The organism is Cryptosporangium phraense, assembly GCF_006912135.1.
GTDB classification, from domain to species: domain Bacteria; phylum Actinomycetota; class Actinomycetes; order Mycobacteriales; family Cryptosporangiaceae; genus Cryptosporangium; species Cryptosporangium phraense.
Window position 1 is genome coordinate 1 of sequence record NZ_VIRS01000026.1, and the last position, 22260, is coordinate 22260.

Consider the following 22260-nt stretch of genomic DNA (forward strand, 5'->3'; position numbering starts at 1 on the left):
TTCGATAAAACCGCCAGCCGGCGAAGGCTGTCAGCGGTTTTGCCTTTAGAGAATCAAATACCTAGCAGCACACCTTTCCGAAGAAAGTGTGCAACCAAAGGAACCTTGAACCCACCAACGTGGGCACGAGGTAAAACACTTGGCACTAACTTTCAAACACACTGTTGAGTTCTCAAACAACACACGCGCATCAGTCCCGCCCGCTAAGGCTTCGCTGAGGCTTACTTCTTCTTGGTTGGCTGCACTCGGTCGGATTCGCGTCGCGCTGGACTCTCGTCCGCGCCGCTCCGCCCGCAGCAACCCCTCCAACCTAGCTCGGTCGGTCTCGCTTCGTCAACCCCTGACTTCGGAGTAGTTTCAGCAACCGCCCGCCGGATCGTTCACCTACAGCGGTAGGTTTCCGGTCCGCGTCGCGCTCGTGAACCTTTCGATTCGCTCCCGGCGACGGGTTGAACTTTAGGCAGGCCTCGTAGCCATCTGCAAATCGGCTGGTCAGCGCCGTGCGGGTCGTCTGTGGATAGCCTGCGGGCATGGCTGAATCACGCCCGTACGTCGATAGTGAAGTCGGTCGGCTCCGCACCGTGATGCTGCATCGGCCCGGCCCGGAGCTTCGTCGCCTCACCCCGCGCAACAACGGCTCCCTGCTCTTCGACGGCATTCCCTGGGTCGCCCGCGCCCAGGAGGAGCACGACGCGTTCGCCGAAGCGCTGCGCGCGCACGACGTCGAGGTGCTCTACGTCGATCAGTTGCTGGCCGAGGCGCTGGTCGATCCGGGGGCCCGGAAGGACATCACCGAGGTGCTGCTCAGCGATCGCCGATGGGGTGACACGCTCCGCCGGCGGGTCGCCGCCCACCTCGACGACCTGGACGCCGAACGGCTCGCGGCCACGGTGATCGCCGGGCTGGCTCACGACGAGCTCGGCGGAGGCGCCGGCCTGACGTTCCAGCTCATGGATCAGCACGACTTCGTGCTCGAGCCGCTCCCGAACACGCTCTTCACCCGAGACTCCAGCGTCTGGATCCGGGACGCGGCCGCGGTCACGAGCATGGCCATGCCCGCCCGCCTCCGGGAGAGTGCGATCACCGGGACGATCTACCGCTGGCACCCGCGGTTCGCCGGTTCGTCGTCTCTGTACGGACGGGACCTCGAACCCCTCGAGGGTGGCGACGTCCTGCTCCTCGCCCCCGGCGTCGTCGCGGTCGGCGTCGGGGAGCGGACGACGCCCGCCGGCGCCGAGCGACTCGCGACCCGGCTGTTCAGTGAGAAGACCACTCACACGGTCCTCGCCGTCCCGATCGCCCAGCAGCGCGCGACCATGCACCTCGACACCGTCTGCACGATGGTCGACCTCGACGCGGTCGTCGCCTACCCGGCGGTCGCCGACACGCTCATGGCCTACCGACTGACCAGGGGCGAGACCGGCGAGCCCCGGGTCGATGGACCGCGACCGTTCCTCGAGGCCGCGGCCGAGGCGATGGGGCTCGAACGCCTGCGCGTGATCCCCACCGGCCTCGATCCGGTCACCGCCGAACGCGAGCAGTGGGACGACGGCAACAACACGCTCTGCCTCGCCCCCCGGCTCGCGGTGGCCTACGAGCGGAACGTCGAGACGAACGCCCAGCTCGAGGACGCCGGCATCGAGGTGATCCGGATCCCCGGCAGCGAGCTCGGCTCCGGCCGGGGCGGCCCCAGGTGCATGTCGTGCCCGATCGTCCGCGACCCGCTCAGCGCAGGGTGAGCTGCCGGCCCCTCAGGCCGTCGCGGGCGCGGCGCTCGGCCGGCGTCAGCGGGTCCGTCACCGACACCGCGTCCGCGTAGCGCTTGGCCAGGTCGGCCAGCGGCTGTTCGTATTCGGACGCCTCGGGGTCGTGCGGCAGGTCCCACACCGGCGCCAGCAGGCCGTGGGCCCGGAACGCGCCGACGTACCGCCCGGACGAGCCGAGCGCCAGATCGCCCGCGGATTGCAGGCGTGCCAACGCGTCCAGAGCGGTGTCTTCGGGCTCGGGAAGCACCCACCGGAGGTGCGCCTTCTCGGCGACCTGACACCAGTAGGCGGCCGGTGCCGAAGGCACCGCGACCGTCGGCAGGATCGACGCGTTCGCCTGCTCGAGGCTGGAGCTGACCTCCGGATCGTCCGGACGCGGATCGTCGAGCCAGTAGTCGAACGTGTCGTGCACGGTGACGTCGAGCGCCCCGTCGTCGGCGAGCAGGTCCTGCAGGCGCGGCCCCGGTCCGGGCAGGCCGGAGGCACCGACGTAGTTGCCCGGCTCGACGACCAACGCGTCCTCGAGCACGGCCGCGAGGTCACGGCTGAGGTCGCCCGAGCGCGCGGGCATCTGCACCGACAGGAAGATCCGGCCGTCCGGCTTGACCAGCGCCGGAAGGGCCATCGGCAGCACGGTCGTCAGGATCACCGGACGGTCCGGGTGCTCGGCGAACTTCAGGGGTGCGGTCGCCGCAGGCACCAGCTCGCGGAGCGCCACCCACTCGGCTTCGGTGGCCAACCCCTCGAACGGACGCCCGACGAACACGTCCCTGGTCTTCTCGCGCCGGCCTTCGCGGCGTCCCCGCTTGCCCACGGCCCACTCCTCGTTGCTGACACCTTGGTCGGCAGCGAGCCTACGGTGCCGCGTCCCGCGCCTCGATCCCGTCTCCGTGATCGGCGCGGCGTCAGGGCGTGCGTTGCAGGTGATCGAGGAGGCGGGCCGGCCGGTTGGTCGCGATCATGTCGGCGCCCAGGCTGGTCACGAACTCGATGTCGGCCGGCTCGTCGACCGTCCAGACGTAGAGCTTGTTGCCGGCCGCGTGGATCCGCTCGGCGAACCGCGGCCGCGACCGCAGCACGTGGACTCCCGGCCCGGCGATCGTCGCGCCGAACGGCAGCGTGCCCTCGCGGTACAGCCGGGGGATCCCGTCGAACAGCATCACCGCGGGCAGCGACGGCGCGAGCTCGCGCAGGCGTCGCACGGCCATCGGCGAGAACGACATGACGACGACCCGGGACGTCTCGACGTCGGGCGTGCGCACCTCGTCGAGCAGGCCGAACCGGCGCAGGCTGGCCACGACCCGCTGCTCGACCAGGCCGCCCCAGCGGGTCGGATGCTTGGTCTCCACGTAGAGCTGGACCTTCCGCCCGGAGTCCACGAACAGCTCGAGCAGCCGGTCGAACGTCAGCACGCGACGCTGGGCGTCCCGGACCTTGTCGTCGTCGACGACCGGCCGGCGGTAGTCGAGGTCGCGGCCGGCCGCGACCAGGTCGTCCGCGGACTCCGGCAGGTCGACCTTCCAGGCTCCGAAGTCGAGCGAGTTCAGGTCCTCGAGCGACCGTTCGCTGACCGGTCCGCGTCCGTCGGACGTCCGTTCGAGACGACGGTCGTGGACGCAGACCAGGTGGCCGTCCCGAGTCAGGCGGACGTCACACTCGAGACCGTCCGCACCTTCGGCGAGCGCCTTCTCGTAGGCCGCCAACGTGTGCTCGGCCAGCAGATATGAAGAACCTCGATGGGCCACGACCAGTGGGCCGTCGGAGTGCACGGGCGAAAGATAACCGACCCGCCGCTCCCGACACGAGGGCGGAAGGAAACGCTACGTCACTTCTTCGTGAACAAAGGGTTCAAAGCACGCGGGCCGGTAGCCCGGTGTCGGCGACGACCGGCCGGCCGGTGGCCTCCCAGGAGAGCATCCCGCCGTCGAGGTTGGCGACGTTCTCCCAACCTTGGGCGGCGAGGTACGCGGCGACCTGCGCGGAGCGCCCGCCGACCCGGCAGACCACGACGACGTCGCCGACCGTGGGCACCTCGGCCAGGCGGCCCGGGATCTCGCGCATCGGGATGTGGTGGGCGTGCGGTGCGTGGCCGGCGTCCCACTCGTCCTGCTCCCGGACGTCGAGCAGGTAGACGTCGTCACCGATCGAGTCGGCGTGGACGTCGGGAACATCGGCGGGGATCGGCTGCACCATGCCCATGATTCTGGCGCAGCTCGAGCTTCGGGTGGGCGGGTGGGGGTGTAGGGCCGGATTTAGCGGCGAATGAGTTCGCTTCCCGCACTGCTCGGGTCTGCGTGCTGGCCGACCGCGTAGGAGGCAGCCAGGCCGCCGAAGCCGACGACGAGCAGCACGGCGCCGAGCACCAGGCAGACCTTCGTCCACATCGGCAGGCTCAGCTGCACCTTGCTCAGGCTGCTGGGGCTGCTGGGGCTGCTGGGGCTCGGGCTGCTGGGCACCCGGACGGTCGGCGGCTCCATCGGAGCCGAGCGCGGCCCGGTCATCGGAGGCCCGCTGCGCGGGATCGGCGGCGCCATCGAGACGCGGACGGCGGCTCGCGGGGCCGGGGCGGCGACCGAGCCGGCCATCGCCGGCTCACGGCGCTGAGCCGGAATGACCGCGGTGCTCGCCGCCGGGATGTTCCCGGTCGGGATGCTGCCCGTCGTTTGAGCGGGGAGGAATCCGGTGTCGGCGGACGGAGCGATCCGAGGGATCTTGCCCGTCTTCCGGCCACCCGCAGCCCGGCGGAACTTGGGGTCCTCGGGCTTGGTGAACAGAATTCCGGTCGGCGTATCGCCGTTCGCGTGCCTACCCACGATTGACTTCGCGCGTCCTCTCAGGCGACTGTCAGGTGCTTGCCAGGACGGCAGTACTGTAACGAATCGGGTAACGCCGAGTACAGCTTTCGCGGATACATCTGGCAGTTAGCTGGGCTCAGCTAGGCGTACGACCGAAATGTCGATGCGTTCGGTTGATTAGTTGAACCGGCGAGGGCCCACGTACGTGGGCCCTCATCACGGTCAGCTACCGCGTGTTGCGTTGTTGGCCGGGTTCGCGGCCAGCCAGTCGGCCACGTCGTCCTTCTCCACCGCGCTCCAGAGCGCGATCGCCTTCTCCTTGTCCGACACCACGACGCTCTGCCCGTCGACGTTCTGCGAGCCCAGGTGCGGCGAAGTGATGAACGTGATGTCGCTCGGGCGCAGGCCGCGGAACTCCAGCGCCATGTCCTTCAGCGAGAAGCCGTTGTCGACGGTGAGCGACTCGGTCGTGGCGTCCAGGAAGTTCTTGAGCTTGACCGGGTTGGTCAGCGTGCCGGTGTCGGTGGCCTTCTGGGCCAGCGCCCGCAGGAAGATCTGCTGCCGCTGCACCCGGTCGAAGTCACCGCGGGGCAGGCCGTACCGCTGCCGGACGTAGTCGAGCGCGGCCGCGCCGTCGAGGTGGTTCACGCCGGCCTTGAACGTCCGCTTGCTGCGCGGGTCCTTGACCGTCTTGTCGACGGTCACGTCGACGCCACCGACCGCGTCGGTCATCTTCTTGAAGCCGTTGAAGTCGATCTTGGCGACGTGGTCGATCTTGACGCCGGTGAAGTTCTCGACGGTCTTCACGGTGAGCGGGATACCGCCCCAGGCGAACGCGGCGTTGATCTTGGCCTTCTGGCCGCCGTGGCCGTTCAGCTCGGGCACGAAGACGTAGGTGTCCCGGGGGATCGAGATCAGGTACGCCTTCTTGTGGTCGGCCGGGATGTGCAACACCATGATCGCGTCGCTGCGCTCGTTCTTGACCGTGCCCTCGTTCGCGTTCGGCTTGGCCTTCGGGTCGTAGGCGCCACCGTCGCGCGAGTCCGAGCCCAGGAACAGGATGTTCTGGGTGCCGTCCACCGTCTTGCCGGGCCGCTCACCGAGGCCGGAGAACGCGTCGGTGCGGTGCAGCTTGTCGTCGAGGTTGCTCACGTAGGCCAGGCCGCAGCCGGCCGCGGCCAGCCCGATCAGAACCACCACGCCGACGACGACGAGCGCGATGCGGCCCCAGCGCGGCTTCTTCCGCGGGGCGCCGGGAGCGTAGGCCCGGCCGGTCCCGCCGGGCGTGCCGTAGACGTTGCCGCGCGTGACGCGTGGTTTCGACGCGGGGGGTTCGGTGCGCGACACAGGAAACGCTCCTCGTCTTTCGCGTGCTCGGACGAGATTCAGCGTATAGACGGCCGTCGAGCGGGAGTGTTGCGCAGATGACGGTGCACCGTCGTCCAGGAGCTCGTTTTCCCAGCTCAGAGCGTTGCTGTCGTACCTCGGACAGTCTCGGTGAACCAGTTGAGAGTGCGGCGCAGACCCTCGGCCGGGCCCACCGACGGGGCGAACCCCAGCAGTTCGCGGGCCCGGGTCAGGTCCGGACGGCGCAGCTCCGGGTCGTCGGTCGGACGCGGGAGATAGCTGATCGTCGACCCCGAACCGGCCAGCTCGACGATCGTCTCGGCGAGTTCGCGCATCGTCAGCTCGTGCTCGCTGCCGAGGTTGATCGGTCCGGGCTGGTCCGAGTCGAGCATCGCCAGAATGCCGTCGACCAGGTCGGAGACGTAGCAGATCGACCGGGTCTGGGCGCCGGTGCCGTGCACGGTGATGGGCGCCCCGGCCAGCGCCTGGGAGGCGAACGTCGGGATGGCCCGGCCGTCGTCCGGGCGCATCCGGGGGCCGTACGTGTTGAAGATGCGGACGATGCCGGTGTCGACGCCGTAGATGCGCCGGTAGCCGGCCGTGGCGGCCTCGGCGAACCGCTTCGCCTCGTCGTAGACCGCCCGCGGGCCGATCGGGTTGACGTTCCCCCGGTACGACTCCGGCTGCGGGTGGACCTCGGGGTCGCCGTACGCCTCGGACGTCGACGCGAGGACGAACCGGGCACCCTGCTCACGGGCGACGTCGAGGCTGTGGAACGTCCCCGCGGAATTGACCTTCATGACCTCGAAGGCGAGCTTCTCGAAGTCGGTCGGCGACGCCGGCGAGGCGAAGTGCAGCACGGCGTCGAAGTGACCGCTGACCGGCAGACCCTCGGCGACGTCGGCCTCGACGAGCGTGAACCGGGGCTCGTCGGCCAGGTGGGCGACGTTCTGACGGCTGCCGGTGACGAAGTTGTCGACCGCGACGACCTCGCCGCCCCGTGCGAGCAGCGCGTCGCAGAGGTGGGAGCCGACGAACCCGGCACCGCCGGTCAGCAATGTCCGGTAACCGGTTCCGTACCGCTGTGCCATCTGCGCGCGACCGCCCCGGGTGTGTCAGCTGTGGTTCCGGCAAGGGTACCCAGGGACGTGAGAGCTAAGTCTTGGAGGCCGCCGACCGGCCCGGAGGGGTGGAGGGGTCGGTCGGCGGCCGGCGGGAAATTGGCTTCGTTACACGGCGCCCGAGCCGGTCAGCGACCGGACCTCGAGCTCGGCCCACTTCTCGTCGTCCCGTTCCTTCGAGAGGTAGGTGCCGATGATCGCGCAGGCGAACCCGATCGGGATCGAGACCAGACCGGGGTTGTCCAGCGGGAACCAGTGGAAGTCGACGTCGGCCGGGAACAGCGACAGGCTCTTGCCGGTCGTCGCGTTCACGCCCTTGCCCGACACCACCGGGGAGAAGAACACCAGTACGACGGCCGCGATCAGGCCGCCGTAGATGCCGGCGGTCGCTCCGGTGGTGTTGAACCGCTTCCAGAACAGCGAGAGCAGAATCGCCGGCAGGTTCGCCGACGCCGCCACCGCGAACGCCAGCGCGACCAGGAACGCCACGTTGAGCTGCTGGGCGAAGATCGCCAGCACGATCGAGATCGCGCCGATCACGAACGCCGCGATCTTGGCGACGTTGACCTCCTGACGCTCGCTGACCTGCCCACGCTTGACGACGTTCGCGTAGAAGTCGTGCGCGAGCGAGGAGCTCGACGCCAGCGTCAGGCCGGCGACCACGGCGAGGATCGTGGCGAACGCGACCGCGGCGATGACCGCGAGCAGCACCGCCCCACCGCCGTTGCCCGCGTACTCCTTGCCCAGTTCCTCGGCGAGCTGCGGGGCCGCGGTGTTGCCGGCCGCGTCCTGGGCCGCGATCGCCTTGCCGCCGACGAGGGCCGCCGCACCGAAGCCGAGCGCCAGCGTCATCAGGTAGAAGATGCCGATCAGCGTGATCGCCCAGTTGACCGACGTCCGGGCCGCTCGCGCCGTGGGCACGGTGTAGAAGCGGATCAGGATGTGCGGCAGGCCGGCGGTGCCGAGCACCAGGGCCAGTCCGAGGCTGATCAGGTCGAGCTTGCTGGTCAGCGTCTTGCCGGCGTCGCCGGCGGTCTCGACGCCGTAGCGCAGGCCCGGCTCGAGGAACGCCGATCCCTTGCCGGACGCCTCGGCCGCCTGGCCGAGCAGCGACGACAGGTTGAAGTTGAACTTCCACAGGACCAGCACCGTCATCAGCGCGGCCCCGGTCATCAGCAGGGCGGCCTTGACGATCTGCACCCAGGTGGTGCCCTTCATGCCGCCGATCGTCACGTAGACGATCATCAGCGCGCCGACCAGGACGATCGTCAGGATCTTGGCGGTGTCGGCGGTCATCCCCAGGAACGTCTCGCCGGCCTTGATGCCCAGTAGCAGCGCGACCAGCGCGCCCGCGCCGACCATCTGCGCCAGCAGGTAGAAGATCGAGACGACGATCGTGGAGAGCGACGCCGCCGTGCGCACCGGACGCTGACGCATCCGGAACGAGAGCACGTCGGCCATCGTGAACCGGCCCGAGTTGCGCAGCGGCTCGGCGACGAGCAGCAGCGCGACCAGCCAGGCGACCAGGAACCCGATCGAGTACAGGAAGCCGTCGTAGCCGTAGAGCGCGATGATGCCGGCGATGCCGAGGAAGCTCGCGGCGGACATGTAGTCGCCGCCGATCGCAAGCCCGTTCTGGAAGCCCGAGAACCCGCGTCCACCGGCGTAGAAGTCGGTGGCGGTCCGGGTCTGGCGGCTGGCCCAGATCGTGATGGCCAGCGTGGCCGCGACGAAGATCAGGAACAGGACGATCGTCAGCGTCCGGGCGCCGGAGCTGGTGCCGCTGGCTTCGGCGGCGAAAATCGCGTCGGCGCTCACTTGGCGGCCCCCTCGTCCTTGGTCACGTCGGCTTCGGCCGGCGCGGTGGCGGCGGGCGTGGGTGTCGCGGGCGGCGCGTCGGCCGGGTCGACCGCAGCCGTGCCGGCTTCGGCGTCCAGCTCGGCCTTGATGCTCTCGGCCTGCGGGTCGAAGCGCTGGGCCGCGTAGCGGGAGTAGAGCCAGGCGATCAGGAACGTCGAGACGAACTGCAGGATGCCGAAAACGAACGCGATGTTGATGTTCCCGACGACCTTCGTACCCATGAAGTCCCGCGCATAGGCGGACAGCACGACGTACAGCAGGTACCAGACCAGGAACGCCGCGGTCATCGGGAAGATGAACCGGCGAATGGTGTGGCGGAGCTGGGCGAACTCGTCACTCGCCTGCATGGCGATGGCTCGTCGGCCACGCTCGTCTGGAACTTCGGCGTCCGTCGGTTGGACATCGGTGGACATGCGGGCACCTCCCCGGAGGGGTCGTGGGTGCCCGCACGCTAAGGGTGCTTGACCGGTCCGGACGCCGCTCGTGCAGCTAGTTGCGGCGAGCGGTCACACGGATGCGCTCAGTGGCGTGCGTCACAGCGCCGGACGGTCGGTGTCAGACCGGCAGCTTCTCCCGGGCCGACTTCGCCGCGAGCTCGGTCGACTTGCGGGCCGAGCGGGCGCTGCGCCGGGCGGTCTTGGCGGCGTGCTCGGTCGCCTTCCGGGCGTCGCGCGCGGCTCGCCGGGCGCGCCAGGACAGGCCGGGCTTGCCCTCGGTGTCGACCGCGGCCAGCACGAGCCCGCCGAGCACGGCGAGGTTCTTCTCGAGCTCGGCGCGCTGGCGCGCCTTGGTCTCGGGCGTCGCGTCCTCGCCGCGGTGCGGCAGGAGACCGCCGCCCGGGACCAGCGTGCCGGCGAGCAGCAGCGCCGAGAGCCGCGGGGCGCGCCCGGTCGCGAGCGCGACGCCGCTCAGGATCTGCGCGGCCGCGGTCGCCCGGACCACGGTCGCCGGGTCCTTCGGCACCTGCGGGAACCGGGTCGAGACCCGCTCGACCAGCGGGCGCACGGCGTCCGCCGACTCGCCGGGATTGCGCAGCGCGGCGTACCCACCGCGCACGAACGTGTAGCCCAGCAACGCCCGGGCCGCGAACCGTACTGGAGTCATGCCCCCCAGAATGCCCGCGCAGCGACGATCTAACGCGCGGTCGCCACGAATAGGCCGGTGTCGGTCGTCAAGTGGAAGTGGCCGTCGCGTTCGATGACGGCGGCCACCTCGGCGCGGATCTCGCGGGAGTGGGTGGCGGAGAGCTGCGCGCCGCACACCGCGCCCAGCAGCCCGACGACCGCGTCCGCGTCGGCCAGCCGGAAGCCCTCGGAGAACCGCTCCAGCCGCACGCCGGCGAACCGCTCGGCCAGCGCGGTGGTCGCGTTGCCGAGGTGGTACCGCGGGACCTCCAGCGGACGCCAGCCCTCGACCCGGCCGGCCAGCAGCCGGTCGAGCTCGATCAGGTGCGTGGGGCCGTCGGCCGCGAGCAGGATCGAGCCGCCCGGGCGCAACACCCGCTCGAACTCCCCCAGCGCCTGCGACGGGTCGTCGAGTACCTCGAGCAGGTGGTTGGCGACCACGGTGTCGAACGCCGAGTCGCCCAGCGGCAGGTCGGCGAACTCCCCCTGCGTCACGGTGACCTGCGGGGCTCCGTCGACCGCGTTGCGTAGCTCGGTGACGACGTCCGGCGAGAGGTCGGTGAGCCAGACCCACCAGGCCATCGGCAGCCGGTCGTAGTTGTACGTCCAGAGCAGGCCGGCGCCCGCCCCGACCTCGAGCACGGCCGCGACGTCGGGAGTGTGGGCAAGGATCCGGTCGAACAGCCAGCCGTACCAGGGCAGCCCGGCCGTCAGAGGGTCGTGCTGCGCGCGGATCCCCTCGGACAAGTGGGAACGGCCGGTGCGCCGCACGGATCCACCCTGGGTGGCATCACGGAAACGGTGCATTGTGCCCGTCCTCTCAGGTCGTGCGGTCGCCACGACTTTTGAATGGTTCGGGTATAGCGTCTGCCGGCTGCGGTGCGGAAGGGCCTGCCCCGGGGCCGAGAACACCATTTTGGGGTACGGGTGGCAATTCCTCGAAACGATCCGGCAGATCGTGGAACGTCCCCAACAATCAGTGACGTAACGACTCTGGCGCGTGCAGACGAAGCATAGTTGCCCCTACGTCCGCCGGTACTCGTCGACGAGTCAGCATCGAGACCGTCACCATCACCGCGAACGCGAGCGGAACGGTCCACGCGGCCGGTTGCGCGACCAGCGCGGCCGGCCACCCGGTGAACGGCGGGCCGGCGACGGCGAGCAGCACCGCGACGGCCGCCGCGCCGCCACCCACCAGCAGACCGGCCGCGGCCCCGACGTCGGTCAGCCCGCGCCACCAGATGCCGAGCACCAGCAGCGGGCAAAAGCTCGACGCGGCGACCGCGAACGCGAGCCCGACGACCTGGGAGACGTCCAGGCCGTGCAGTTGCAGGGCGAGAACGGTCGGCACCGCGCCGGCCAGCACCGCGGCCCACCGGAACACGGTCACCGATCCGGCCGGCCCCCGCGCGCCGAACACGTCGGTGGCCAGCACGCCCGACACGGAGACCAGCAGCCCGGACGCGGTCGACAGGAACGCGGCGAACGCCCCGGCCGCGACCAGCCCGCCGACCAGCGGGGCCGCGACCCCGCCGAGCATCGCGCCGGGCAGCACGAGGATGACCGCGTCGGTGTTGCCGGTCATGAACAGCTCGGGGGTGTAGATCCGGCCGAGCGCACCGTAGATCGCCGGAAACAGGTAGAAGCCGCCGAGCAGCGCGAGCACGACCAGCGTCGTGCGCCGGGCGGCCGCCCCGTCGGGGTTCGTGTAGAAGCGCACGAGGACGTGCGGCAGCCCCATCGTCCCGAGGAACGTCGCCAGGATCAGCGAGTAGACGCCGAACAGCGCGGTCTCGCCGGTGGTCGACGGGAGCAGCCAGGAGTCGCCCTGCCGGGTGGCCAGGCCGACCAGGTGCGGCACATCGGCGCCGGCCGGGAACGTGATCGTGCCCGGCCCGATCTTGTGTTCGCCGGGGTTCAACAAGACGGCCCCGGCCTGATCCCGATCGTCGATCGAACCGTCCATCCGAACCGACACCGGGTCGGTGACCTGCACGTTCACCGGCGTCCGGACCTCGACGTCGGTGGCCACCCGGAACGTCGGCGCGCCCGGCGGCGCCAGGTCGGCCCGCTGGTCGTGCTGCCACGCCATCAGCAGGACGATGACCGGGAACACGATCGCGGTCAGCTTCAGCCAGTACTGGAACGCCTGGACGAACGTGATCGAGCGCATCCCGCCGCCGGCGACGTTCGCGGTGACGACGATCGCCACCCCGACCGCGCCGACCCAGTACGGCGCCCCGGTCACCGTGCCCAGCGTCAGCCCGGCGCCCTGCAGCTGCGGCACCAGGTAGAACCAGCCGATGAAGACGACGAACGCCGTGGTCAGAGACCGTAAGCGGGGCGAGCGCAGCCTGGCTTCGGCGAAGTCGGGCAGCGTGTAGGCACCCGACCGGCGCAGCGGCGCGGCGACGAACAGCAGCAGCGCGAGGTACCCGGCTGCGAAGCCGACCGGGTACCAGAGCATGTCCAGGCCGTTCTTCATCACCAGCCCGGCGATGCCGAGGAAGCTCGCCGCCGACAGGTACTCGCCGCTGATCGCGGCCGCGTTCCAGGTCGGGCTCACGGCCCGGCTGGCGACGAGGAAGTCGCTGGTGGTCCGGGCCAGCCGCACGCCGTACAGGCCGAGCGAGATCGTGGCCAACGTCACCGCGACGACCGCGACCAGCCCGGTGGGGTTCACGATCTTTCGACCAGTTCGACGAAGTCCCGCTCGTTGCGCTCGGCGCCCCGGGTGTAGACCCAGCCGGCCGCCACGAACACCGGGTATGCGGCCACGCCGAGCAGCAGCCAGGGCAGCCGGACGCCCAGCACGGTCACGTCGGCCAGCGCCGGCACCAACGCGAACAGCAGCGGCAGCGACCCGAGCGAGAGCGAGACCAGCGCGGCGATCCGGACCGCGAGGCCGAGCTGCGCTCGGACCAGACCGCGGACGAGCACCTCGCCGACGCCGGTCTGCTGGTCGAACTCGGCCCGGACCACCGGCGTCCGGCGCGACTGCGCCTCGTCGCCCAGCACGATCCGGACGCGTTGCGGGCTGGTCGTCTCCTCCATCTCAGCGCCAGCCCGTCTTCGCCGCCCGGACCAGCCGGTCCTTGAGCTCGCGGGTGTGGCGGCGGCTGACCGGTAGCTCGCGCCCGTCGACCACGACGACGTAGCCGCTCGAGCCCAGGCGCAGCTCGGCGATCACCCGCAGAGCGACCAGGTACGACCGGTGGATCCGGACGAACCCCGCGTCGGCCCAGCGCTCGGCCAGCAGCGACAGCGGCACCCGGACGAGGTGGTTGGCGTCGGCGGTGTGCAGCCGGGCGTAGTCGCCGTGGGCCTCGACCCAGCGGACCGCCGAGCGGGGCAGCATCCGCGTGGTGCCGGCCAGCTCCACCGGGATGACGTCGTCGGAGACGGGCTCGGGCTGTTGCTGCGGACGGGCCCGGGCGGCCCGCCGCACGGCCTCGGCCAGCCGGTCCGCGCGCACCGGCTTGAGCAGGTAGTCGGCCGCGCCGAGGTCGAACGCGTCCACTGCCCGGTCGTCGTGCGCGGTGACGAACACCACGACCGGCGGCGACGCGAAGCGGCTGAGCACCCGGGCCAGCTCCATGCCGTCCAGGCCGGGCATCCGGATGTCGAGGAACACGACGTCGACGTGCTGGTCGCGGAGCGTGCGCAGCGCCTCGGTCGTGTCCGAGGCCGTGACCACCTCGCCGACTCCGGCGTCGCCGCGGAGCAGGTAGGCCAGCTCGTCGAGCTGGAGCGGTTCGTCGTCGACCGCCAGTGCCCGTAATTTCACGACGCCCATCCACTCACCACCCGCACGCCCGGTTGGAACTTCGGCACCCGCATGCTGACCTTGGTGCCCGCACCCGGTGCGGTCTCCACCACCAGACCGCAGGCCGGGCCGAACACCGAGCGCAGCCGGTCGTCCACATTAGTCAACCCGACGTGGGTGCCCTGGGTGTCGCCGCGCTTCAGCTGGTCGGGCTCCATGCCGACCCCGTCGTCCTCGACGCTGATCAGGCACTCGGCGCCGGCGTCGGTCGCGATGATGCTGATCGTCCCGGTGCCCGGCTTGCCGGCCAGCCCGTGCCGGACGGCGTTCTCGACCAGCGGCTGCAGGCACAGGTACGGGACGATGACCGGCAGCACCTCGGGGGCGACCTGCAGACGCACCTGGAGCCGGTCGCCGAACCGCGCCCGCTCGATCAGCAGGTAGCGGTCGATCGAGCGGAGCTCCTCGGCCAGCGTCGTGAACTCGCCGTGCGTCCGGACGCTGTACCGGACGAACTCGGCGAACTCCTCGATCAACTCGCGGGCCCGGTCGGGGTCGGTCCGCACGAGCGCCGAGATCGCGGACAGCGCGTTGTAGATGAAATGCGGGCTGATCTGGGCCCGTAACGCGCGGAGCTGCGCCTCGGCCAGCCGCTCGCGGGACGCGTCCAACTCAGCGAAGGCCAGCTGGGCGGAGACCCATTCGGCGGTCTCGACCGCCGCCCGGACCAGGCCGGGCACCGGGTCGGAGTCGACGACCGCGACCAGCGCGCCGACCATCTCCTCGCCGGTGGAGAGCGGGACCACGACCGCGCCGCGGACCGGGCACTCGAGCAGGTCGCACGGCAGGTCGTCGGCGTGCAGGGCGATCACCCGGCCGGTGGGTCCGCTCAGTGCCTCGAGCACGGCCGGCGCGTGGTGCTCCCCCGGGCCCTCCCAGGCCAGGACCCGGTCGGGGGCGACGAGCCCGAGCGCCGGGCCGCCGAGCAGCTGGTGCAGGGGACGCACCGCTTTGGTGGCGGTGGCCTCGGTCAGCCCGGACCGCAGCGGTGGCGCGGCCAGGCTGGCGACGTGCAGCACCTGGTAGGTCGCCCGCTGGGTCGGCGTCGCGATCACCCGGCGCTTGCGCGACCGCAGGACGACGGCGACGCCCAGCGCAACGGCAGCAGCCACCACCAGACCGGCTACGACCGGAGCAGCACTGCTCATCCGCCCAAATTAGTAGGCGCCGTCGCTCTTCATTACGGCAAAGAGAGTTTTGTACAAGATCATGAAATCGAACGCCAGCGACCAGTTGTCGACGTAGTAGAGGTCGAGCCGGACCGCGTCCTCCCACGAGAGGTTCGAGCGGCCGGAGACCTGCCAGAGCCCGGTGATGCCCGGCCGCACCAGCATCCGACGCCGGCTGTCGCCGTTGAACTGCTCGTTCTTCACCGGCAGCGGACGCGGCCCGACCAGCGACATCTCCCCGAGCAGGACGTTGATCAGCTGCGGGAGCTCGTCGATCGACGTCTTGCGCAGGAAATGCCCGACCCGGGTGATGCGGGGGTCGTTGGCCATCTTGAACAGCAGGCCGTCGGTCTCGTTGCTGCCGAGCAGCTCGGCCAGCCGTTCCTCGGCGTCGACGTACATCGTCCGGAACTTCCAGACCCGGATCGTCTCGCCACCGCGGCCGGCGCGGGCCTGGCGGAAGAACACCGGGCCCGGGTCGGAGATCTTGATCGCCAGCGCGGCCAGCCCGAGGATCGGCGAGATCAGCAGCAGGCCGAAGAACGCGGCCAGCCGGTCGAACAGGCCCTTGAGCAGCCAGCCGACCCCGGAGATCGTCGGTTCCTCGACGTGCAGCAGCGGCAGGCCCTCGACCGGGCGGATGTGCACCCGGGGGCCGGCGATGTTGGTGAGCGACGGCGCGACGACCAGCTCGATGCCGCTGCCCTCGAGCTGCCAGGCGAGCCGGCGCAGCGCCTCGGGCGAGACCCCGCGGGCACCGCAGACCGCGATCGTGTCGGCGCCGACCTGCTTGACCCGGTCGAGCGGCTCGACCTTGCCGTTGAACACCGGGATCGGCAGCGAGGCCCGCTCGGCGGTGGGCTCGGTGAGGCAGATGCCCACCGGCACCAGCCCGGCGTTCGGGTTGCGCGTCGTGATCCGGTACACCGACAGCGCCTCGCCGAGCGTCCCTACCAGCAGGATGCGCTGGGAGGCGCGGCCGCGCCGACGGACGACGTGCAGCGTCTTCCGGGCGCCGAAACGCACGGCCAGCGTGACCGCCGCGGTCAGCGGCAGGACCGTGCCGACCGACAGACGGGACAGGTCGGCCTTCTGGGTGAAGGCCAGGAAGCAGACGACGGCGGTGAGCGAGATGATCGCCTTGAAGACGCGCTTGAACTCGTCCGGGCCCAGACCGAGGTAGCGGCTCTCGTAGGCGCCGTGCACCCAGAGCGAGAAGACCCAGGCCAGCGGCAGGATGCCGAGCGCGGTCCAGTTCAGGACGTCGCGGTCGAAGAAGCCGGACCCGGCCTGCTCGTAGGTGTTGACGACCGTCCAGCCGGCGACCGAGCAGCTCAGGAAGTCCAGCAGCAGGAGCAGCAGGCGGTAGCGGAACGCCCAGCGGGGCTGGCGCGGGCCACTGCGGGTGCGCGGCGAGCGCTGCACACCGCCGGGCTCGAGAATCAGGCTGCTCTCCAGCGCGTTCACCACTGCTTCGGGCGCCTCGACCGGCGGCGGAGTGATTACGTCGGGCATACGGCCATTCCGTTGAGAGGCACCGTTCTGCGGGGTCGTCGAGGGAGTCGCCCGCTCAGCGCGTTGGGTCACGACAGTCGCCTCGACCTCACGAAGGTCCACTCCCCACTCCGGTCGCCCCTCAGATAGGGCACGGTAGCGCTCCTTCTCTCAGTGCGAAACCAGGGACGCGAGTGACTGGTGGGACGGATCGACCTCATCGGATCAACTTGGACATTCTGCGGTCGGCCAGAGGCTTGCCACCCGTTTGACAGGTCGGGCAGTACTGCAACGACCGGTCGGCGAACGACACTTCACGCACCAGGTCGCCACAGACCGGGCACGGCAGCCCGGTCCGCGCGTGGACCCGGAGCCCCGAACGCTTCTCCGCCTTCAGCGTCGCGGAACCCTGACCGATGCTGCGCTCGACAGCGTCGGTCTCGACCGATCGGAGTGCACCGTACAACCGAGTGACGTCCGCGTCACTCAGGCGGTAGGCGAGAGCGAACGGCGACATCTTCGCGACGTGCAGGATCTCGTCCGAATACGCGTTGCCGATGCCGGCGATCACGGTCTGGTCGGTGAGCACGCCCTTGATCTGCCCGCGGTGGGACCGGATCCGTTCGGCGAACTCCTCCTCGGTGACCGCGAGCGCGTCCGGGCCGAGCCGGGCTACGCCCGGCACCTCGTTCGGGTCGCGGACGAGGTAGACCGCGAGGCTCTTCTTGGTGCCGGCCTCGGTGAGGTCGAACCCCGACTCGTCGTCCAGGTGGACGCGGAGCGCGATCGGCCCGCGGCCCGGCTTCGGCGGCGCGGCCGGCAACTTCTCCCGGTAGTGCAGCCAGCCGGCGCGGGCCAGATGGGTGATCAGGTGGATGCCGTCGACGTCGATGTCGAGGAACTTCCCGTGCCGGGTCGCGCCGGTGATCATCGAGCCGTGCAGCGACATGGGTGACGGGTCGTACGTCTTGAGCACGCCGATCGCGGCGACGTCGATTCTGGTGATGGCACGGCCGACGGCACGCTCGCGCAGGTACGCGGCGAGCGCCTCGACCTCCGGAAGCTCGGGCACGTACCCCAGTCTGCCCGCGTGAATCCACTGACCGCGCGTGGACCCCTACGGCGTGTCCGAATCGGTGCGGTCGGCCTCGGCGGTACGGATGAGGGGCGTGGGGGTCTCGCTCGGCGCCTCCGAGGGCGTTTCGCTCGGTTCTGGCTCCGGCGTCGCCGACGGCGACTCGGTGACCTCGGCCTCGGCCTCGGCCGGTGGTTGCTCCACGGACAGCGTCAGATCCCCGGTCCTCGTCTCGGTGCGGCCGGAGCAGTCGGCCGTCGTCACGCTCATGCGGACGCGGAAGCGGCCGGCCGGGAACCGGTGGACGCTCTCCAGCTCGCCGCCGTGGGCCCCGGGAGCACCGACGCAGGAGACGGCGCGGAGCGAACTCGTCGCGGTGCCGTCGCCCCAGTCCTCGGTCAGGCCGGCGTAGCGTCCGCTGCCGTCGCTCCAACGGATCCGGATCCGGACGTCCTCACCGGCGACCGGCGTGCGGTCGGACGTGGTGACGGTGACGGTCAGGCCGCTCGGCTCCGCCGTCCGTGGTGCTTCCGCGGCCGGGCGGGGTGCGCTGTCGGCGGCCGGCGACATCGCGTTCGAGCGGGCCGGGTGCTGGGTGTCGGCGGCGGCCCGGCCCGGCGCTCGGTTCGGCGCGGCCAGGTGCGTCTCGGCCGGCCCCGGATCGGCCAGCCCGGCGCCGAGCAGGAACGCGGGCACGGCGAGCGCTCCGAGCACGCCGATCGCGACCGCTCGGCGGGTGCCTTCGTTCGTCCGCCGCACGCCCGGCCCAACGCTCGAACATTCGGCTAGTAACGCGACACGACGGTCTAGTTACGGATAGTGCCGGAAACTCTGTCGTGAACCTCGTCAATATGGTACGCATCGGACGCCAATACCGACTTTCCACGGGGGTGACCCAATCGCTGCGCCGGTGATGCCACGCGCCCGGCCCGCCGAGCGCTACCGGGCTCGGATCGCGGTGGTCGGCGGCGATCGGGACCCGGGCCTGCACCGCACGACGGGGGTCCTCGAGTCGGAACCGAGCTTCGACGTCCTGACCGATCACTCGATCGGCCGTGACCGGCTGACGCTGCTCGACCGGGCCCAGCCGGACGTCGTGCTGGTGGGGCGGTTCCCGGGGCGTCCGGACCTGATCGCGCTGATGGCCCGCGAGGTGATGGACGCGTCCGGGCGGACAGCCCGGCTGGTCGCGCTGGCCACCGGAGCCCCGGACGCCGAGCTGCGGGCCGTGCTGCGGGCGGGCGCGATCGGCTTCCTGCGCGCCGACGCCCGCCGGGCGACCGTCATCGAGGTGATCCTGCGGGCCGCCGAGGGCGCGGTGCCGTCCGGGTCGACCGCGGCCACGACGCTGGCGACGGCGTTCGCGGCGCCACCGCGGCAGCCGGGGGCGGGCGCCCGGCTCGGCCAGCTCACCCGGCGCGAGCGGGACGTCCTCCGGCTGGTCGCCAAGGGGCTGTCCAACGGCGAGATCGCGGCTCAGCTCGTCGTGACGACCAGCACCGTGAAGACGCACATGAACGCGATCCTGGGGAAGCTCGGGCTACGCGACCGGGTGCAGGCGACCGTGTTCGCGTACGAGAGCGGCCTGGTGCGGCCAGGCGGACCCTAGGGCTTCTTGCCGAAGATCTTCACCGGGGTGCCGTACTTCGTGTACTTGAACAGGGTCCGGGCGTCGATCGGCAGCAGGTTGATGCAGCCGTGCGAGCCCGGCGATCCGCCGTCGTAGAGGTACGTCGTCGTCTGGTGGAAGCCCATGTCGGCGTAGAAGCGCTCCCAGTACGGCAGCTTCACCTTGAAGATCGTCGAGACCGTCGAGACCTTCTTGTCCTGGATGCGGAACAGCCCGGCCGGGGTGGCCAGGCCGGCCCGCCCGGTGCGGATCGGCGCCGGGCCGTAGGCCAGGCTGCTGTTCCGCTTCACCCAGAACACCTGGTGGGTGAGGTCGACGCAGACCCGGATGCCCCCGTTCGCGCCACACTTGCTGTACGAGGCATTGGCCAGCCGGGTGACGATCGACCCGGTGAGCGGGCCCGCGTAACCGGCCGTCGGCCGGATGCCCATCCGCTGCTGGAACCGCTGCACCGCGACGCAGTCGGCCTGGCTGGCCTTGCCGTCGACCTTCAGGTGCAGGTACTTCTCCACCTGGCGCTGGGCCGGCCCGGTGCGCGGCGAACAGCCGGCGGCCTGGGCCGACGAGGGGATCAGCAGGGCCAGGCCGGCCGCGAGAACCACGGCCACCAGAGCAGCGACACGACGGATCATGTTTGAGGGGCCTTCGTTCGGGGGTATGGCCACTCATTTATCGAACGGGTGCACACCCCGTCAATCGCTGAGTCACTTACTCGTCACGTACCGCTCGGTGCACCCGCTGCCGGACGTCGTCCCAGGCCTCGGCCAGCCGGGCGCGCCGGGCGACGCCGGCCTCGTCGGTGCGGTGCTGGTACGCCCGGCGCTCCCGGCCGAGCAGCAGCGCGAGGTTGACCAGGAACGGCGCCAGCGCGGGCGGGCCGTCGTCGTCGACCAGGTCTTCGATCACCCGGCGCGGCCCGTGCAGGTCGCCGAGCAGCACCCAGAGCTGGGCCAGGTCGAAGCCGGCCAGGTAGAGACCGACCGTCGACCAGTCGAGGAAGACGTAGCCGTCCCGGGTCTTGAGGACGTTGTCGAGCACCAGGTCGCCGTGGGCCAGCTCCCAGCGGCCGGCCGCGCGCCGGGCCAGTTCGGCGACCGCGGCCCGGTCGACGTCGTCGAAGACGCCCTGCCTGCGCGCCCGGTCGATCCGCGGCGCGTAGTTGACGATCCACGACTGCCCGACCGGCGGCTGCCACTTGGCCAGCTGACGTAACTCGGTGAGCGCCCCGGCCAGCTCGTCGGCCGGGATGGACGCGGTCGGGTGCCGGTCGGCGGCCAGCGGCCGCCCGAACACCCGCTCGAGCAGCAGGACTCCGCGGCCGGCGTCGGCGTTCAACAGCCGGGCCGTCCGCACCGGGGGCGGCGACGTCTCGAACAGCCGGTAGGCCTCGACCTCGCGCAGGAAGTGCTCGCGCCAGAACGGCGACCCGCCCGCCTGCACCTTGGCGACGACCGGGCTCAGGTCGACGCTGCCCGCCACCACGAACGACGTCGGGCTGCGGTGCAGGACCGCGCCCGGCACGAAGCGTGGACACACCTCGTAGACGAGGCCCAGCAGGGCGTCGTCCGAGACCGGATCGGTATCGGTGAACAGCATCGGGCCCGATAGTGCCTTATCGACGCGTGATCGCGTACCGAACCGAGAGGCGGGTAACGCCGACGCCATGGTTGATTTCGGATACACGCTCATGTGCGAACAGGCCGGGCCGACGGCGCTGGTGCGCGACGCCGCCGCGGCCGAACGGACCGGCTTCGACTTCGAAGTGATCAGCGATCACTACTTCCCGTGGCTGACCGAGCAGGGGCACGCCCCGTACGCCTGGTCGGTGCTCGGCGCGGTCAGCCAGGTCACCGAACGCGTGCCGCTGATGACGTACGTGACCTGCCCCACGGTCCGGTACCACCCGGCGGTCATCGCCCAGAAGGCCGCGACCGTGAGCCTGCTCTCGGGCGGACGGTTCTGGCTCGGGCTCGGCGCCGGCGAGAACCTCAACGAGCACGTGGTCGGGCGCGGGTGGCCGTCGGCCAACGTCCGGCACGAGATGCTCAGCGAGGCCGTGGACATCATCGCCGCGCTCTTCACCGGCGAGTACGTCAACTACGCGGGCGAGCACTTCCGCGTCGACTCGGCGAAGCTCTGGGACACCCCCGACGCCCCGCCGCCGATCGGAATCGCGGTGTCCGGCGCGCAGTCGGCCGCGCTGGCCGCCGAGAACGCCGACTTCCTGGTCGCGGTCGAGCCGGTCGGTGACCTCATCGACCAGTTCGACCGGGAGAGCGGCAAGCCGAACGCCCCGAAGGTCGGGCAGCTGCCGATCAGCTTCGACCCCGACCGGGACGCGGCGGTGACCAGGGCCCACGAGCAGTTCCGCTGGTTCGGCAACGGCTGGAAGGTCAACGCCGAGCTCCCTGGTCCGGCCGGGTTCGACGGGGCCAGCCAGTTCGTCCGCGAGGAAGACGTCGCTGAATCGATTCCGTGCGGTGACGACGTCGACGCGGTGATCGAGGCGGTGCGCCCGTACGCCGAGGCCGGCTTCACCCACCTGGCGTTCGTGCAGATCGGCGGCGAGCACCAGGACGGGTTCCTGGACTGGTCGGAAAAGGCACTTCTGCCGGCACTACGGGAGGAGTACGGCTCGAGGTGACGTAGCGCACATGCGGGTCGGGTGAGCCGGATGGGGATGCGCGGGGGACGAAGGAGCGCAACGATTTCGACACCGGCCGCTCCCGGTAGTAGCGTTCCGCGCTCCGAGGCATATCGATGAGGGGATGCTATGAGAACCGGCGGTACGACCAGTACCGACTGGGTGATCAGCGCAACAATCAGACCCTCGATCGGGTTGAAGACGCGCAATGGGTCGGCCCTGATCGGGCCGACCCATGAGCCGGAGGGAGAACTTGTGGGCAAGGGGGGAGTTGAACCCCCACGTCCTTTCGGACACACGGACCTGAACCGTGCGCGTCTGCCATTCCGCCACTTGCCCGGCGAGACTTGGGAACTCTAACACGTGCCGGATGCTCCCCTCTCGGGGGTTCGCGGCGGCCGATACGATC

The 22260-nt window shown here is 70.6% G+C and carries 21 protein-coding genes, 1 tRNA gene and 2 pseudogenes; 3 read left to right on the forward strand and 21 right to left on the reverse strand.

Translation table 11 applies throughout. The features are described from left to right. The first annotated feature begins 530 nt into the window (after positions 1-530). Complete coding sequence (locus tag FL583_RS29305; RefSeq protein ID WP_142708092.1) at positions 531-1739, forward strand: arginine deiminase; 1209 nt, start codon at positions 531-533, stop codon at positions 1737-1739. Here the strand turns inward: FL583_RS29305 and FL583_RS29310 are convergent. From FL583_RS29310 to FL583_RS29390, 18 genes and pseudogenes are all read right to left on the reverse strand, one after another. Next, positions 1726-2580: a DUF5926 family protein gene (locus FL583_RS29310; RefSeq protein ID WP_142708093.1), complete on the reverse strand. Its 855-nt coding sequence runs from the start codon at positions 2578-2580 to the stop codon at positions 1726-1728. The genes FL583_RS29305 and FL583_RS29310 overlap by 14 nt on opposite strands. Before the next feature lie 91 nt (positions 2581-2671). Next, positions 2672-3535: a glycerophosphodiester phosphodiesterase gene (locus FL583_RS29315; RefSeq protein ID WP_142708094.1), complete on the reverse strand. Its 864-nt coding sequence runs from the start codon at positions 3533-3535 to the stop codon at positions 2672-2674. A gap of 79 nt (positions 3536-3614) precedes the next feature. Beyond that, positions 3615-3959 carry a rhodanese-like domain-containing protein gene (locus tag FL583_RS29320; RefSeq protein WP_142708095.1) on the reverse strand — a complete coding sequence of 115 codons (345 nt, stop codon included), beginning with the start codon at positions 3957-3959 and terminating at the stop codon, positions 3615-3617. A 59-nt stretch (positions 3960-4018) separates the two neighbouring features. Then, positions 4019-4579 carry a hypothetical protein gene (locus tag FL583_RS29325; protein ID WP_142708096.1) on the reverse strand — a complete coding sequence of 187 codons (561 nt, stop codon included), beginning with the start codon at positions 4577-4579 and terminating at the stop codon, positions 4019-4021. A 204-nt stretch (positions 4580-4783) separates the two neighbouring features. After that, on the reverse strand, positions 4784-5908 hold the full coding sequence (locus FL583_RS29330) for an LCP family protein (protein WP_142708097.1): 1125 nt from the start codon (positions 5906-5908) through the stop codon (positions 4784-4786). A 116-nt stretch (positions 5909-6024) separates the two neighbouring features. Then, the gene (locus FL583_RS29335) at positions 6025-6999 is read right to left on the reverse strand and encodes a UDP-glucuronic acid decarboxylase family protein (protein WP_142708098.1); all 975 of its coding nucleotides are present in this window, start codon (positions 6997-6999) and stop codon (positions 6025-6027) included. 138 nt (positions 7000-7137) lie between these two features. After that, positions 7138-8847 carry a solute symporter family protein gene (locus FL583_RS29340; RefSeq protein ID WP_142708099.1) on the reverse strand — a complete coding sequence of 570 codons (1710 nt, stop codon included), beginning with the start codon at positions 8845-8847 and terminating at the stop codon, positions 7138-7140. Continuing rightward, positions 8844-9302 carry a DUF485 domain-containing protein gene (locus FL583_RS29345; protein WP_142708100.1) on the reverse strand — a complete coding sequence of 153 codons (459 nt, stop codon included), beginning with the start codon at positions 9300-9302 and terminating at the stop codon, positions 8844-8846. Before FL583_RS29345 ends, FL583_RS29340 begins: the two co-directional genes overlap by 4 nt. Before the next feature lie 142 nt (positions 9303-9444). Beyond that, on the reverse strand, positions 9445-9993 hold the full coding sequence (locus FL583_RS29350; RefSeq protein WP_142708101.1) for a DoxX family protein: 549 nt from the start codon (positions 9991-9993) through the stop codon (positions 9445-9447). Between the two features lie 29 nt (positions 9994-10022). Continuing rightward, positions 10023-10784 carry a class I SAM-dependent methyltransferase gene (locus FL583_RS29355; protein WP_170323927.1) on the reverse strand — a complete coding sequence of 254 codons (762 nt, stop codon included), beginning with the start codon at positions 10782-10784 and terminating at the stop codon, positions 10023-10025. 205 nt (positions 10785-10989) lie between these two features. Beyond that, positions 10990-11895 (reverse strand): annotated as a pseudogene (locus tag FL583_RS43135) (sodium:solute symporter family transporter); the annotation flags it as partial. A gap of 125 nt (positions 11896-12020) precedes the next feature. After that, positions 12021-12699: pseudogene (locus tag FL583_RS43140) on the reverse strand (sodium:solute symporter family transporter); the annotation flags it as partial. Then, positions 12693-13067 (reverse strand): hypothetical protein, encoded by a 375-nt coding sequence (locus tag FL583_RS29365; RefSeq protein WP_142708104.1) that lies wholly within the window; start codon positions 13065-13067, stop codon positions 12693-12695. The pseudogene FL583_RS43140 and the gene FL583_RS29365, both read right to left, overlap by 7 nt. 1 nt (position 13068) lies before the next feature. After that, the gene (locus FL583_RS29370) at positions 13069-13809 is read right to left on the reverse strand and encodes a LytR/AlgR family response regulator transcription factor (RefSeq protein WP_142708105.1); all 741 of its coding nucleotides are present in this window, start codon (positions 13807-13809) and stop codon (positions 13069-13071) included. Next, on the reverse strand, positions 13797-14987 hold the full coding sequence (locus tag FL583_RS29375) for a sensor histidine kinase (RefSeq protein ID WP_142708106.1): 1191 nt from the start codon (positions 14985-14987) through the stop codon (positions 13797-13799). Before FL583_RS29375 ends, FL583_RS29370 begins: the two co-directional genes overlap by 13 nt. Positions 14988-14996: 9 nt before the next feature. Continuing rightward, a complete protein-coding gene (locus FL583_RS29380; protein WP_142708107.1) occupies positions 14997-16523 on the reverse strand; it encodes a sugar transferase in 1527 nt (508 codons plus the stop codon). A 196-nt stretch (positions 16524-16719) separates the two neighbouring features. Beyond that, positions 16720-17574 (reverse strand): Fpg/Nei family DNA glycosylase, encoded by an 855-nt coding sequence (locus FL583_RS29385; protein WP_142708108.1) that lies wholly within the window; start codon positions 17572-17574, stop codon positions 16720-16722. A gap of 45 nt (positions 17575-17619) precedes the next feature. Continuing rightward, a complete protein-coding gene (locus FL583_RS29390) occupies positions 17620-18336 on the reverse strand; it encodes a hypothetical protein (RefSeq protein WP_142708109.1) in 717 nt (238 codons plus the stop codon). Positions 18337-18490: 154 nt separating this feature from the next. Between FL583_RS29390 and FL583_RS29395 the strand changes: the two genes are divergently transcribed. Continuing rightward, complete coding sequence (locus FL583_RS29395) at positions 18491-19186, forward strand: response regulator transcription factor (protein WP_170323934.1); 696 nt, start codon at positions 18491-18493, stop codon at positions 19184-19186. Here the strand turns inward: FL583_RS29395 and FL583_RS29400 are convergent. Then, the gene (locus FL583_RS29400) at positions 19183-19839 is read right to left on the reverse strand and encodes a L,D-transpeptidase (RefSeq protein ID WP_142708111.1); all 657 of its coding nucleotides are present in this window, start codon (positions 19837-19839) and stop codon (positions 19183-19185) included. The genes FL583_RS29395 and FL583_RS29400 overlap by 4 nt on opposite strands. 76 nt (positions 19840-19915) lie before the next feature. After that, on the reverse strand, positions 19916-20803 hold the full coding sequence (locus FL583_RS40425) for an aminoglycoside phosphotransferase/kinase family protein (protein WP_170323928.1): 888 nt from the start codon (positions 20801-20803) through the stop codon (positions 19916-19918). 67 nt (positions 20804-20870) lie between these two features. Between FL583_RS40425 and FL583_RS29410 the strand changes: the two genes are divergently transcribed. Further along, on the forward strand, positions 20871-21851 hold the full coding sequence (locus FL583_RS29410; protein ID WP_142708112.1) for an LLM class F420-dependent oxidoreductase: 981 nt from the start codon (positions 20871-20873) through the stop codon (positions 21849-21851). A gap of 256 nt (positions 21852-22107) precedes the next feature. Here FL583_RS29410 and FL583_RS29415 read toward each other — a convergent pair. Further along, positions 22108-22190: transfer RNA gene (locus tag FL583_RS29415), tRNA-Leu, on the reverse strand. Positions 22191-22260 lie beyond the last annotated feature (70 nt).